The 12688-nt window shown below is 67.9% G+C and carries 12 protein-coding genes; 1 reads left to right on the top strand and 11 read right to left on the bottom strand.

The window, feature by feature from the left end:
- Positions 1-14: 14 nt before the first annotated feature.
- Positions 15-1508 (bottom strand): amidophosphoribosyltransferase, encoded by a 1494-nt coding sequence (purF, locus tag BMX96_RS10085; RefSeq protein ID WP_175481706.1) that lies wholly within the window; start codon positions 1506-1508, stop codon positions 15-17.
- A gap of 88 nt (positions 1509-1596) precedes the next feature.
- Positions 1597-2187 (bottom strand): LysE family translocator, encoded by a 591-nt coding sequence (locus tag BMX96_RS10080; RefSeq protein ID WP_091845380.1) that lies wholly within the window; start codon positions 2185-2187, stop codon positions 1597-1599.
- A 107-nt stretch (positions 2188-2294) separates the two neighbouring features.
- On the opposite strand from BMX96_RS10080, the gene BMX96_RS10075 reads away from it, so the two are divergent.
- Entirely contained in the window at positions 2295-2738 is a 444-nt protein-coding gene (locus tag BMX96_RS10075; RefSeq protein ID WP_091845379.1) for an Lrp/AsnC family transcriptional regulator, read from the top strand.
- On the opposite strand, the gene BMX96_RS10070 is transcribed toward BMX96_RS10075, so the two are convergent.
- The 9 genes from BMX96_RS10070 to pyrC all read right to left on the bottom strand — a co-directional run bounded on the left by BMX96_RS10070 (position 2735) and on the right by pyrC (position 12670).
- Positions 2735-3289, bottom strand: coding sequence for a CvpA family protein (locus BMX96_RS10070; protein WP_073128220.1), 555 nt, complete (start codon positions 3287-3289; stop codon positions 2735-2737). The genes BMX96_RS10075 and BMX96_RS10070 overlap by 4 nt on opposite strands.
- An 11-nt stretch (positions 3290-3300) precedes the next feature.
- Positions 3301-4665 (bottom strand): DNA repair protein RadA, encoded by a 1365-nt coding sequence (gene radA, locus BMX96_RS10065; RefSeq protein WP_091845378.1) that lies wholly within the window; start codon positions 4663-4665, stop codon positions 3301-3303.
- Between the two features lie 36 nt (positions 4666-4701).
- Positions 4702-5469: a hypothetical protein gene (locus BMX96_RS10060; protein ID WP_091845377.1), complete on the bottom strand. Its 768-nt coding sequence runs from the start codon at positions 5467-5469 to the stop codon at positions 4702-4704.
- Between the two features lie 304 nt (positions 5470-5773).
- The gene (gene alr / locus BMX96_RS10055) at positions 5774-6811 is read right to left on the bottom strand and encodes an alanine racemase (protein WP_091845376.1); all 1038 of its coding nucleotides are present in this window, start codon (positions 6809-6811) and stop codon (positions 5774-5776) included.
- Between the two features lies 1 nt (position 6812).
- Entirely contained in the window at positions 6813-8177 is a 1365-nt protein-coding gene (locus BMX96_RS10050; protein ID WP_175481705.1) for an MBL fold metallo-hydrolase, read from the bottom strand.
- A gap of 46 nt (positions 8178-8223) precedes the next feature.
- On the bottom strand, positions 8224-9030 hold the full coding sequence (locus tag BMX96_RS10045; protein WP_091845374.1) for a DUF1194 domain-containing protein: 807 nt from the start codon (positions 9028-9030) through the stop codon (positions 8224-8226).
- Between the two features lie 52 nt (positions 9031-9082).
- Positions 9083-10570, bottom strand: a complete 1488-nt coding sequence (locus BMX96_RS10040; protein WP_091845373.1) for a replicative DNA helicase — start codon at positions 10568-10570, stop codon at positions 9083-9085.
- Between the two features lie 195 nt (positions 10571-10765).
- Positions 10766-11440, bottom strand: coding sequence for an orotate phosphoribosyltransferase (locus tag BMX96_RS10035; protein WP_091845372.1), 675 nt, complete (start codon positions 11438-11440; stop codon positions 10766-10768).
- Between the two features lie 192 nt (positions 11441-11632).
- On the bottom strand, positions 11633-12670 hold the full coding sequence (gene pyrC, locus BMX96_RS10030) for a dihydroorotase (protein WP_091845371.1): 1038 nt from the start codon (positions 12668-12670) through the stop codon (positions 11633-11635).
- Positions 12671-12688 lie beyond the last annotated feature (18 nt).

Genomic DNA, 12688 nt, shown 5'->3' with positions numbered 1-12688 from the left:
GCGCTACCGCGGTGCTATTCGGCGGCTTCCTTCATCTTAAACCCCTTCTCGATCCCGTCGGCGGGGCGCACCGGGTAGTCGCCCGAGAAACAGGCATCGCAGTATTGCGGACGCTCGGGGTCGCGCCCAGCGGTCTCGCCCACGGCGCGGTAAAGTCCGTCGAGCGAGATGAAATTCAGCGAATCCATCCCCAGGTGGGCGCACATCTCGTCCTCGGACATGGTAGCCGCCAGCAGCTTTTCGCGTTCGGGCGTGTCGACGCCGTAGAAGCAGGGCCAGGCGGTGGGGGGCGAGGCGATGCGGAAATGGACCTCTTTCGCGCCGGCATCGAGGATCATCTCGCGGATCTTGATGCTGGTCGTGCCGCGCACCACGCTGTCGTCGACCAGAATGACCCGCTTGCCGCGGATGAGGGCCCGGTTCACGTTCAGCTTCAGCCGCACGCCCATGTTGCGGATCTGCTCGGTCGGTTCGATGAAGGTCCGGCCCATATACTGGTTACGGATGATCCCCATGGCGTAGGGGATGCCGGATTCCTGGCTGAACCCGATGGCCGCCGGTGTGCCGGAGTCGGGCACGGGGCAGACCAGGTCGGCCTCCACCGGCGCCTCGCGCGCCAGTTCGACGCCGATCTGGCGGCGCGTCTCGTAGACGGACCGGCCCCCGAGAATCGAGTCGGGCCGCGAGAAATAGACGTGCTCGAAGATGCAGAAGCGCGGACGCTCGGCCTGGAACGGGCGGTGCGAAGTGACCTGACCGTCCTCGATGACGACCATCTCGCCCGGCTCGATCTCGCGCAGGAACTCGGCCCCGCAGATGTCCAGCGCGCAGGTCTCGGACGACAGGGCATAGCCGTCGCCGAGCCGGCCCAGGACAAGGGGACGTACGCCCAGCGGGTCGCGCACGCCGATCAGCTTGGTGCGGGTCATGGCGACGATGGAGAAGGCCCCCTCAACCCGGCGCAGCGCGTCCTGCATCCGCTCGGGCACCTTGCGCTGGAGCGAACGGGCCATGAGGTGGATGATGCATTCGCTGTCCGAGGACGACTGGAAGATCGAGCCGCGGTCGATCAACTCGCACCGCAGCGCGTCGGCATTCACGATGTTGCCATTGTGGGCGATGGCCGCGCCGCCCATCGAGAATTCGCCGAAGAAGGGTTGCACGTCGCGGATCTGGGTGTTGCCCTTGGAGCCGGCCGTGGAATAGCGCACATGCCCGATTGCCAACCCGCCGGGCAAGGTGTCCATCAGCGACTGCTTGGTGAAATTGTCGCGGACATAGCCGAAGCGGCGGGCCGAGTTGAAGCCGTGGTCGGGATGGTAGCTGACGATGCCCCCGGCTTCCTGCCCGCGGTGCTGCAGCGCGTGCAGGCCCAGGGCGACGAAGTTGGCCGCGTCCTCGACCCCGCAGACGCCGAAGACGCCGCATTCCTCGCGCAGCTTGTCGTCGTGCCCGGCGTCGCGCAGGTGCGACGTGTCGAACGGATGGGCGGGGGGCAGGCTGCGCATGGCACGGATCCCGAATCTCTGGGTGGGTCGCGGCACACATAGTCCCTTGTCATGCCACTGTCACCCTCGGCCCGGTGCCGAGACGCGGTCAGATCAGCGCGGGGGCGAGGGACAGGATCAATCCGCCGGCCATGAGCCCATTGAACAGGCGCCGGCGAAAGGGCGATGTCAGCGCGCGGGCCAGCCCCTGGCCCGCCATCACCCAGATCGCGATGCAGGGCATGGCGACCAGCATGAAGGTCCCCGCGACGATCAGCACCGACTCCGCCGCGCGAGTGGGGGCATAAAGCGTCACCGCTGCCAGTCCCATCGCCCAGGCCTTGGGATTGATCCACTGGAACGCGGCGGCCTGGAGGGCGGTGAACGGCCGGGCGCGGGGCCCCGCGGCACCCGGCGGCGGGGCCGTGGCGATGCGGTACGCGAGGTAGAGCAGGTAGGCCGCGCAGAGCACCTGCATCACGGTGTAGCTGGGCGGCCAAGCGTCGAACGCCCGCATCACCCCCACGCCGACCAGCGCGATCATCGCCCCGAACCCGAAGGTGATTCCCAGCATGTGCGGCAGGGTCCGGCGCAGCCCGAAATTGGCGCCCGAGGCCATGACCATGACGTTGTTGGGCCCCGGCGTGACGGTGGCCACGATGGCGAAGGTCAGGAGGGCGAGGAAGGTGTCGGGGGCCATGACGATCCGGGGTGTTCGTTATCTTGCGCGCAATATCCTGCCGTTTCAGCGGTGATTGGTTGCGAATTTGCGTGGATGAGACGGCTTCCGCGCCGTAGACTGTTGGCATGGATGCGATTGACGACCGAATATTGCGCGTACTGTCGGCCGAGGCGCGGATCAGCAACCTGGCGCTGGCCGACCGGGTCGGGCTGTCGCCCTCGGCCTGCCTGCGGCGGGTCGGCGCGCTGGAGCGGGCGGGGGTCATCACGGGCTACCGCGCGCGGATCGACCCGGCGCGGCGGGGCCTTGGCTTCGTGGCCTACCTGACCGTGGGGCTGAGCCTGCATACCCGCGACGCCCAGGCGGCCTTCGAGGCGGCGATGGACCGTGCGCCCGAGGTGGTCGAATGCCACAACATCACCGGCGTGGTGGAATACCTGCTGCGGGTCGAGGCGGCGGACCTCGCCGCCTTCAAGCACTTCCATACCGAGGTGCTGGGCGCCCTGCCGCAGCTGAGCTCGATCACCACCCACGTGGTGATGGGAAGCCCCAAGGACGAGCGGGCCTAGCCCTCACAGACGCTGACCAGGCTTTCGTACTGCTCGACGATCCAGCCCGGGGCGTCATCGGGGATGGCGCTGTCCAGATCGCTTTGCGACCGGGCGAAGATCTGCGCGGTGCGGCTGTTGTCGACCATGGGCATCGATTCGGTCGCGGCGACGCGGTCGTAGACGATGAAGGCCACGGCGACGAGCAGCACGCCGCGGGCCACCCCGAAGAGAAAGCCCGCGCCCTGGTCGACCCCGCCCAGTGCAGAGTCGCGGATCGCGCCTGACAGAAGCGGCGTGAAGATCGACGCGACCACGAGGGCGACGGCGAACACCGCCGCGAAGGCGGCGATGATCGACAATTCGCAGCTGTCGCCAAGGAAGTCGCCGATCACCGGAAGCTCGCGCACCAGCGGCTGCACCGGCGGGGCCAGGACGAAAGCCGCGATCGCCGCGGCGATCCAGCCGACGATGGCCATGGCCTCGCGCACGAAGCCGCGGCTGTAGGCCAGAAGGGCCGACACCACGATGACCGCGGCCACGATACCGTCGACGAGGGTGAAGCCGTCCATGAAGCCTGTCCTTATCCGGCGCCGAACATGTCGCCCACGAGCGTGGCCATGTCGGGATAACTGGTGATGCGCATGTCCTGGGAAGCCTGCGTCTTGCTCGCCTTTGGCGCGATTGCCGTCGAGAAACCAAGTTTCGCGGCTTCTTTCAACCTGTTTTCGGTCTGCCCGGCGGGGCGCAGCGCACCCGAGAGGCTGATTTCGCCGAAGACGACCGATTGCGGGGGCAGGGCGGTGTCCTCGCGCGCGCTGAGAAGCGCCAGCGCGACGGCCAGGTCGGCGGCCGGTTCGCGCACGCGCAACCCGCCCGCGATGTTCAGGTAGACGTCCAGCCCCTGGAACGGAACGGCGCAGCGCGCCTCGAGCACGGCGAGGATCATCGCCAGCCGCCCGGTATCCCAGCCCACCGCCTGCCGACGCGGTTGCGCGTGGGGCGTGGGGGCGACAAGTGCCTGGATCTCGCACAGCACGGGGCGCGAGCCCTCGATCCCGGCGAACACCGCGCTGCCGGGGCTGGGCCGGTCGCGGTCCCCCAGGAACAGCGCGCTGGGATTGGCCACCTCGGCCAGGCCGCCGCCGGTCATCTCGAAGACGCCGATCTCGTCGGCGGGACCGAAGCGGTTCTTGACCGCGCGCAGGATGCGGAACTGGTGGCCGCGCTCGCCCTCGAAATAGAGCACCGTGTCGACCATGTGCTCGACCACGCGTGGCCCGGCGATCTGGCCTTCCTTGGTGACGTGTCCCACCAGGATCACGCTCATGCCGTGGCGCTTGGCGAAGGTCGTAAGCTCGTGCGCGGCGGCGCGCACCTGGCTGACGCTGCCCGGCGCGCTTTCGACGTTGTCGGCCCACATGGTCTGGACCGAGTCGATGATGGCCAGATCGGGCTTCTCGGCCTCGAGCGTCGTCAGGATCTCGCGCAGGTTGGTCTCGGCGGCCAGCTGGACGGGCGCCTGCCCGAGGCCCAGCCGCTGCGCGCGCATGCGGACCTGGGCGCTGGCCTCCTCGCCCGAAACGTAGACGGTCTTCAGCCCCGACGCGGCGAAGGCGGCCGCGCCCTGGAGAAGCAGGGTGGATTTGCCGATGCCGGGATCGCCGCCCACGAGGATCGCGCTGGCGGGGACAAGGCCGCCGCCCAGAACGCGGTCAAGCTCGGCCAGGCCGGATTGCGTGCGCGGTGGCGGCGTCTCCTCGGTGGCGAGATCCACCAGCGCCATGCCGCGCCCGCGCTTCTTGCCCAAGGATTTCGAGGCCGGTCCCGCGGACAGCGGCGCCTCTTCGACGATGGTGTTCCACGCGCCGCACGCGTCGCAGCGGCCCGACCACTTGGAATAGGTCGCGCCGCAGGACTGACAGATGAAATCGGGGGTTTTCGCCATGCGTCCTTCTGCCGAAACAGGCAGAGTCGTGCAAGATCACTCCGCCGCCATGCCCTTCGTCGCGGCGGGCAGGGCGATCACGTTGCCGCGCTGACGCTCATAGCCCAGCTCGGCCAGAAGGGGGCCGAATTCCTCGTCCATCGCACGCAGGCGGCTTTCGATCATGTCCTCGTCGACGCCCACGGCCTCGCGCTGGCGGCGCAGGTCGCGACAGGCGGTCAGGGCGCGGTCGATGCGATCCTCGTAGATCGCGACCTCTTCCTGGCGATGGGCCAGGAAGCTGCGGGCGCGGGCCACGTTCTCGTCGCTGTAGGTCTCGGCCAGTTCACGGCTGGCGTAAGACATCTCGGCCGCGGTTTCGAGGATATCGGGTTCGAGATGGCCAAGGTCGGGATGGTCGCGCATGTACTTGATCCGCTCCTTCACCGCGTCGAACTGTTCCGACAGCATGAACACGCCGCCCCGGTCGGCGGCGTGGCAGATGCGATAGGCCTCGGCCACGTCGGACATGGAGATCTGGAAGTCGCGGTGGCTGGTCTCAAGCGCCAGCGTCCGCATCCCCGAGGGCAGGCAGGCGACGATGGCGAGCAGGAAAATCGCGAGACCCGCCTGCACCAGAAGCCCCGCCTGCGGCAACAGCGTGTCGCCGAATTGCAGGGGCAGGGTCAGCACGGGGAGGTATCCCAGGGCACCGGCCAGGGTCACGCTCGCGAGCGTCAGACCCGCCACGACGATCAGGGCCGAGGCGATCCATTGGATCTGCGCGGCGGCTGACCGGCGAAAGGCTTTTGCAGAATGCGACATTTCAAAAATCCCCGACTCACATCTTAAGCGATTTCCCGCTTGCCGAGGTCAATTATTTTTGGCCGCTTCGGTTCCGTCGCAAAGGCGGTTCAGGCGTAATGCCCGGAAAACCGGCGATAAAGCGACCCGGAACGCAGGGGGTTAGCCGCCGGATGCCCCGCAAAGGGCCTTTTCTCGCTGCCCCCCGGGGCTCCGCACGCAAATGCCGTGCCGAATGCCGTCCCGAGGATGCTTCAAGGGCGATTGTTTCGGTTTCCGGAACAGTGTCACACCCGGGGCCCGATAGGCGCCAGGCGGCGCCCAATCAGATGTAGCTGCGATCGTAGCGTGATCCGAGCGAGGTCAGGATCTCGTACCCGATGGTGCGCGCCGCGTCGGCCAGGTCGTCGACGCCCTGCTGGGTGCCCAGCATGACCAGGTGGTCGGGCACCTCGTCCAGATGGGTGATGTCGACCGTCAGCATGTCCATGGACACGCGGCCGGCCAGCGGGCAGGGGATATCGCCCGCGAACATCACCGTGCGGTCGCCCATCAGGCGGATCAGCCCGTCGGCGTAACCCGCTTGGACCGTGGCGATGCGCGCGGGTTCGTCCGCCAGCCACGACGCGCCGTAGCCGACCGCCTCGCCCGGGGCGACGTCGCGGGTCTGGATGATCGGCACCCGCAGGTGCACCACCGGTTTCGCGTCCGCGAAGGGCAGCCCGCCATAAAGGCCGACGCCCGGCCGCGTCATGTCGAAGTGGTAGTCCGACCCTAGGAGGATCCCGCCCGTGGCGGCCAGCGACCGGGGCGCGTCGATGCCGTCGGTCATGTCGTGGAAGGCCTGCAATTGCCGCGCGTTCATGGGGTCGTCGGGCTCATCGGCGCAGGCAAGATGGCTCATCACCAGCTTCGGTCCCTGTCCCAGCACGATGCGGCGGGCGGCGTCCCACTCGGCCGGCTCTAGGCCCAGGCGGTTCATCCCGGTGTCGAGCTGCACGCCGAAGGGGCTGCCCGACAGCGCCTCGAAGTGGCGGGTCATCTGTTCGATCGAGTTCAGCAGCGGGATCAGGTCGAACTTGCGGATCGCGTCGGTGTCGCCGTCCATGTGGCCGGAGAAGACGAAGATCTGCGGCCCGTCGCCCAGTGCGCGGCGCAGCGCGACACCCTCCTGCACCTCGGCCACGAAGAAGGACCGCACGCCCGTCTCGGACAGGCTGCGCGCGACCCGCGCCAGTCCAAGGCCATAGGCGTTGGCCTTGACCACCGCGCCGGTCTCCACGCCCTCGCCCGAGGCCGCGTCGAGGCTGCGCCAGTTGTCGCTCAGCGCGCCCAGGTCGATGGTCAGCGTCGCGTTTGCCATGTCATGCGTCCCTTCCGGTTGGGGCCTCGGTCTTGCCCACGCCCTTCATCCGGGCGCTGACCTTGCGCAACCGTTCGAGGAACACGCCGATGATCCGCGGCTCGAACAGCAGTCCGGGCCCGAAGCGCAGGCCGAGGTTGTTCAGGTTCTCGATCGCCAGCGACCGCGCGGCGCGGGAAAAGCCGCCCGTTCGCGCCTCTTCGAAGGTGCCGTTGACGCCCAGCGTGTCGAACCCGAAGGAATTCGAGAACAGGAAGTTCAGCGACTCGGAATGCATGACCAGGTCGGCCTTCGCCTCGGTCGGCTCGAGCGTGCCGGCCGGCGGGTCGATGCGCCAGGATTGCCCGGTGTCGTCGGTGTGGATGACCACCGGCTGAAGCACCGCGATCGGGCTGAGCTTCTGCGCCAGCCGCATGGCCGCGCGCGAGTTGTTGGCGAAGACCCGGTCGCGCCAGCCGTCGAACGAGGCGCGGATCTTGTCGTCCTCGACGCTGCCATAGGTCATGGGATCGTCCAGCGGCCGGGCGTAGACGGCGCGCCAGAACTCGGCCGCGCGGGCGTGGGCCTCGGGGTCGGGGGTGCCGTCGGTCACGTCGCCGGGCTGCATGACGCGCAGGTCGAAATCCGCGTCCCTGAAGGCGGCGATGACATCGTCTGGCGTGTTGGCCGCATCGTTCAGGTAGGCGTTGCGCACGTGGGCGAAGGCCACGAAGGACGCGAAGGGGATCACCTGCTTCGGCTTGAAGGCGCGCGCCTGCACGCGGATGTTGTTCAGCTTCTCCTGCGCGGCGGCCACGCGCCAGTCGCGGTTCTCGCGCCCGCCCTTCCACGCGGCATAGCTGAACTGGGTCAGCAGCACGTCGCAATCGCCGACGACATCGTGGATCTCCTTGGCCCGCGCATCGTCGGCCACGGCGCAGTCGTTCAGGTTCAGCACGTGCTGCCCGCCCGCGCGGATCGAGATCAGCGAGTCGTAGAATTCGTCCTTCAGGCAGATCGCTTCGAAATCCGCGCCCAGCGTGTAGGGGCGACCGAAGTCCATCTCGGTCAGGTCGAACCCCTGCGCGCGCAGGAAATCCGCCACCCGCTGATCCTCGATCCCCTGGAACAGCAGCTTGATGCCCCGCGCGCGGATCGTGTCGCCCCAGCGCTTGAAGAATCCGATCGAGAAGTGGTCGGGATGTTCGTGGCTGATCCAGATATGCGTCACCCGGTCGAGAAGGTCCGCGATGGTGTCGTCGGGCGTCTCGACCAGCAGCCGCCAGCCCTTGTGGAAAGCCGGTCCCTGGTACCAGGGATCGGTCAGCAGCCGGACGTCCCCGTGCGATATCAGGACCGAGGCGTGGTTGACGAATTCGATCTGCAAGGCGCGCTCCGGGGGCTTGGGCAAAACCGCCCCGGTGATAGGACAGTCAGGGAAGGTCGTAAATGCGGCGCATCCGTTCCCAGCGCTTTTCCCCCACGAGGCAATCGTACCCGGCCGGCGCGGTGGCCTGCGCCCGCCACAGGCGTTCAGGCTGGCGGCCCGCGATCTCGAGGATCAGCTTGCGCTTGATGGCGGGAGCGAACTCCTCCCATCGAAGGACGGGCAGGACGAAGGCGCCGGGTCCGCCGATGACGCAGGCGCGGTAATACTCGTCGAGATCCTCGAGATACCAGCGGCTGCCCTGTCCGTCGCGGGTCATCAGGGGCAGGCCGTTGATGATGATCCCCTCGGCCACGGCGCGGTTGCGGTCCGGGACGACCGGGCCGCCCTCGTTATTGGGCCCGTCGCCCGAGATGTCGATGACCCGCCGAAGCCCGCGAAAGTCGTTGTCGCGCAGGGTCACCATGCCGAAACGCAGAGCCCCCGAGATCGACGTGCGCTGCATCGAGGCCAACTGGCTGGTCCCGATGCCGTCGGCGAAGGCGCGGGCGTCCTCGGCCGCGCCGATCAGCGTCCAGTCCACCACAGTGCGGATGCTGTAGCTGCCCGCCCATTCCACGTAGGACAGCGCGATGCGTCCCGTCAGCCCGCCCAGGATCGCCTCGATCACGTCGTCGCTGGCCAGGGCCTCGGCATAGCCGCGCCGCTGGATCTCCTGCTCGGCCGGGCTCATGGAGCGGGAGACGTCGACCAGCAGCAGAAGCTCCAGGTCCACCTCGGTCTTGCCATCGTGATACTCGGCCCGGGCGATCGACGCCCAGAGGCCGAGAAGAAGGATCGTCAGCCAGCGCATGGGGTCAGCGAACACCGACCGCCGCCAGGCTGTCCAGTAACGTCTGCGCGGGTCAGTACTCGCCGCCGCCCTGCTGCCAGGGCTGGACGAGGTTGCCGAAGCGGGTGAACCGGCCCTCGAAGCTCAGGTCGACCGTGCCGATGGGGCCGTGGCGCTGCTTGCCGATGATGACCTCGGCGCGGCCGTGCAGTCGTTCCATCTCGGTCTGCCAGGTGGCCATCTTCTCGAGCTCGTGCTCGCCCGGCTTCTCGCGTTCCTTGTAGTACTCTTCGCGGAACACGAACATCACCACGTCGGCGTCCTGTTCGATCGAGCCCGACTCGCGCAGGTCCGACAGCTGCGGGCGCTTGTCCTCGCGGCTTTCGACCTGGCGGCTCAGCTGCGACAGGGCGACGACGGGAATGTCCAGCTCCTTCGCGATGGCCTTAAGACCCTGCGAAATCTCGGAGATCTCGTTCACGCGGTTGGCGTCGCGGCCGGTGCCCTTGATCAGCTGCAGGTAGTCGACCACCAGCACGTCCAGCCCGTGCTCGCGCTTCAGCCGCCGGGCGCGGGCGGCCAGCTGGCTGATGGGCAGGGCGGGCGTGTCGTCGATGTAGATCGGGCAGGATTCCAGCGATTTCGCCGCCTCGACGAAGCGGCGGAACTCGCCCTCGTTCATGTCGCCGCGGCGGATCTGCTCGCTGGGCACCTCGCTCGCCTCCGACAGGATCCGGGCGGCCAGCTGCTCGGCGCTCATTTCCAGGCTGTAGAAGCCCACCACGCCGCCATCGACGGTGCCCTCGGTCCCGTCGGGGCGCAGGCCCTTCCTGTAGGCCTTGGCCACGTTGAACGCGATGTTGGTGGCAAGCGACGTCTTGCCCATCGAGGGGCGCCCGGCCAGGATCAAAAGGTCCGAGCGGTGCAGCCCGCCCAGCTTCTTGTCCAGATCGATCAGGCCGGTGCTGACGCCCGCCAGCCCGCCTTCACGCTGGTAGGCGGCGTTGGCGACGTTCACCGCGTCGGTGACCGCGCGCAGGAAGGACTGAAACCCCTGGTTCGACTGCCCGGCCTCGCCCAGCTTGTAGAGCTCCTGCTCGGCCTCGACGATCTGTTCGCGCGGCTCCGAGCTCACGTCGACCTTGGCCGCCCGGTCCGAGATGTCGCGCCCCAGCTGGATCAGCTTCCGCCGGATCGCCAGGTCATAGATCAGCTGGGCATAGTCCTTGGCCGCGTAGCTTGAGATCGCGGCGCCCGCGAGCCGGACGAGATAGGCGGGCCCGCCCAGGTCGGCGAGACCCGGCTCGTCGGCCAGGAACGCCTTCAGCGACACGGGGCTGGCCACCTGGTTGCGGGCGATCCGCGCGCTCGCCACCTCGTAGATGCGGGCGTGCACGGGGTCGTAGAAATGGCTTTCGTTGATGATCGCCGCGACCCGGTCGTAGATGTCGTTGTTGGTCAGGATCGCGCCCAGCAGCTGCTGCTCGGCGTCGATGTTGTGGGGCAGGAGATCGCTTTCGCCATCGCCGCTCTCGGCGGGAATTTTCGCGATTTCGTTCATGCCTCACACCCCCGCATAGCCGATCAGGCCCTTGGGTTAGGGCGCGGCGCGCGGCCGATCAAGAACCAATTTAGTTAGGTGGCGGAAATGCCCGTATACCCTCGGTTGTGGCTGGGTTTGTGGCCGTCGCAGGATATGGGGCATGGATCAAGCCGCCGCAGGTTATCCACCAGGCCGCTGTGGAGGAATCGTGGATCAGCCGCGCGCCGCTTGCCAGCCGCGGGGGTCCCTCAGAAACGCCTCGACGCCTTCCAGGGTCTCGGCATCGAAGCTGCCGCGGTCGCGGGCCACCGCCAAGACATCCCACCAGGTGCAGAGGCTGTGCAGGGTGACGCCGTGATCGCCCAGGGTCGTTTCGGTTTCCGGGAAGATGCCGTAGCTGAAGATGACGGCGGTATGGGCGCAGGTGGCGCCGGTTTCGCGGATGGCGTCCACGAAGCTCAGTTTCGATCCGCCGTCGGTGGTCAGGTCCTCGACCAGCAGGACGCGCTGGCCTTCGTCCATCACACCCTCGATGCGCGCGTTGCGGCCATAGCCTTTCGGCTTCTTGCGGACGTAGGTCATGGGCAGGGCCATCCGCTCGGCCACCAGCGCGGCAAAGGGAATGCCCGCCGTCTCGCCGCCCGCCACGTTGTCGAAAGCTTCGAACCCGGCGTCTCGCAGCACCGTGACGGTCAGGAAATCCATCAGGGTCGACCGGATGCGCGGGAACGAGATCAGCTTGCGGCAGTCGATATAGGTGGGCGACGGCAGGCCCGACGCCAGGATGAAGGGCTCGCGCGCATTGAAATGCACCGCCCCGATCTCGAGCAGCATTCCGGCGCTCAGGCGGGCGATCTCGTCGCGGGGCGGGAAGGAAGTGGGAATCATGGCGCGCTCCTTCGGCTGACGGCGACTGCCTATGTCACCGCGTCGCGCGCGCCAAGTCCCGGAGCGCTGTCGCTAGGACCCAAGGCGCCGGATATGAGTATTTGAGGACCAGTGATGCAGGGCGCGTGTCCCCATCACTGGTCCGGAAATACTCATGTGACGGACCGGGGCAAAGGGCGCGCGGCCGGAATTTCAGTCCAGCACGCGCCAGTGCAGTGGCATGCCGGGGTCGAACACGGTGACGGGGCCGTCTTCGGTGTCGATCGCCGCCGGGTATTCGACGGGCGCGCCCCGCTCGAGCGTGATGGTGTCCTCGTTCACGGGCAGTCGGTAGAAGGCCGGGCCGTTCAGCGACGTGAAGGCCTCGAGCAGGTCCAGCGCGCCCTCTGCCTCGAACACTTGGGCCAGGACGGAGAGCGTATTCGGCGCGGTGAAACAGCCGGCGCAGCCGCAGGGTTGCAGCTTGGCGGCGTCGGTATGCGGCGCGCTGTCGGTGCCGAGGAAGAACGACCCGCCCCCCGAGGTGGCGGCCGCGACCAGCGCCTGGCGGTGGGTCTCGCGCTTGGCCACGGGCAGGCAGTAGTAGTGCGGCTTGATCCCGCCCGCCAGGATGTGGTTGCGGTTGATGACCAGGTGGTGGGTCGTGATCGTAGCCGCGATGTCGTCGCCGCCCCCGCGCACATAGTCCACGGCGTCCGATGTCGTCACGTGCTCCATGACGACCCGAAGGCCCGGCACGTCCCGCCGGATCGGGTCGAGCACGCGGTCGATGAACGCGGCCTCGCGGTCGAAGATGTCGATCTCGGGATCCGTCACCTCGCCATGCACGCAGAGCGGCAGGCCGATCTGGGCCATGTTCTCCAGCACGCGGCGGACCTTGGTGAAGTCCCGCACGCCCGAGGCCGAGTTCGTGGTCGCGCCCGCCGGGTAGAGCTTGACGGCGGTAATCAGGCCGATCTCGGCCGCCGCGCGCAGGTCGCGCACCTCGGTCTCCTCGGTCAGGTAGAGGGTCATCAGCGGCTGGAATGCCGATCCGCGCGGCTTTGCGGCGAGGATGCGGTCGCGGTACTCGGCCGCGTCGCGCGCGGTGACCACCGGCGGGACGAGGTTGGGCATGATGATGGCGCGGCCGAAATGGGCGGCGCTGTGGGGCAGGACGGCGCGCATCATGGCGCCGTCGCGCAGGTGCAGGTGCCAGTCGTCGGGGCGGCGGAGGGTCAGTCGGTCCATGACACGTCGCTACAACAC

The organism is Palleronia pelagia (genome assembly GCF_900110115.1).
Taxonomy (GTDB): Bacteria; Pseudomonadota; Alphaproteobacteria; order Rhodobacterales; family Rhodobacteraceae; genus Palleronia; species Palleronia pelagia.
This window is presented reverse-complemented; position numbering and strand designations above follow the sequence as displayed.

What these genes read in the sequence shown, in the direction of transcription:
- alr (WP_091845376.1), bottom strand. Translation starts at nt 6,811, where the DNA reads ATGGCAAACGCGACGCTGACCATCGACCTGGGCGCGCTGAGCGACAAC.
- radA (WP_091845378.1), bottom strand. Translation starts at nt 4,665, where the DNA reads ATGGCGAAAACCCCCGATTTCATCTGTCAGTCCTGCGGCGCGACCTAT.
- BMX96_RS10045 (WP_091845374.1), bottom strand. Translation starts at nt 9,030, where the DNA reads ATGCGCTGGCTGACGATCCTTCTTCTCGGCCTCTGGGCGTCGATCGCC.
- BMX96_RS10060 (WP_091845377.1), bottom strand. Translation starts at nt 5,469, where the DNA reads ATGTCGCATTCTGCAAAAGCCTTTCGCCGGTCAGCCGCCGCGCAGATC.
- BMX96_RS10035 (WP_091845372.1), bottom strand. Translation starts at nt 11,440, where the DNA reads ATGATTCCCACTTCCTTCCCGCCCCGCGACGAGATCGCCCGCCTGAGC.
- purF (WP_175481706.1), bottom strand. Translation starts at nt 1,508, where the DNA reads ATGCGCAGCCTGCCCCCCGCCCATCCGTTCGACACGTCGCACCTGCGC.
- BMX96_RS10040 (WP_091845373.1), bottom strand. Translation starts at nt 10,570, where the DNA reads ATGAACGAAATCGCGAAAATTCCCGCCGAGAGCGGCGATGGCGAAAGC.
- BMX96_RS10070 (WP_073128220.1), bottom strand. Translation starts at nt 3,289, where the DNA reads ATGGACGGCTTCACCCTCGTCGACGGTATCGTGGCCGCGGTCATCGTG.
- BMX96_RS10075 (WP_091845379.1), top strand. Translation starts at nt 2,295, where the DNA reads ATGGATGCGATTGACGACCGAATATTGCGCGTACTGTCGGCCGAGGCG.
- BMX96_RS10080 (WP_091845380.1), bottom strand. Translation starts at nt 2,187, where the DNA reads ATGGCCCCCGACACCTTCCTCGCCCTCCTGACCTTCGCCATCGTGGCC.
- pyrC (WP_091845371.1), bottom strand. Translation starts at nt 12,670, where the DNA reads ATGGACCGACTGACCCTCCGCCGCCCCGACGACTGGCACCTGCACCTG.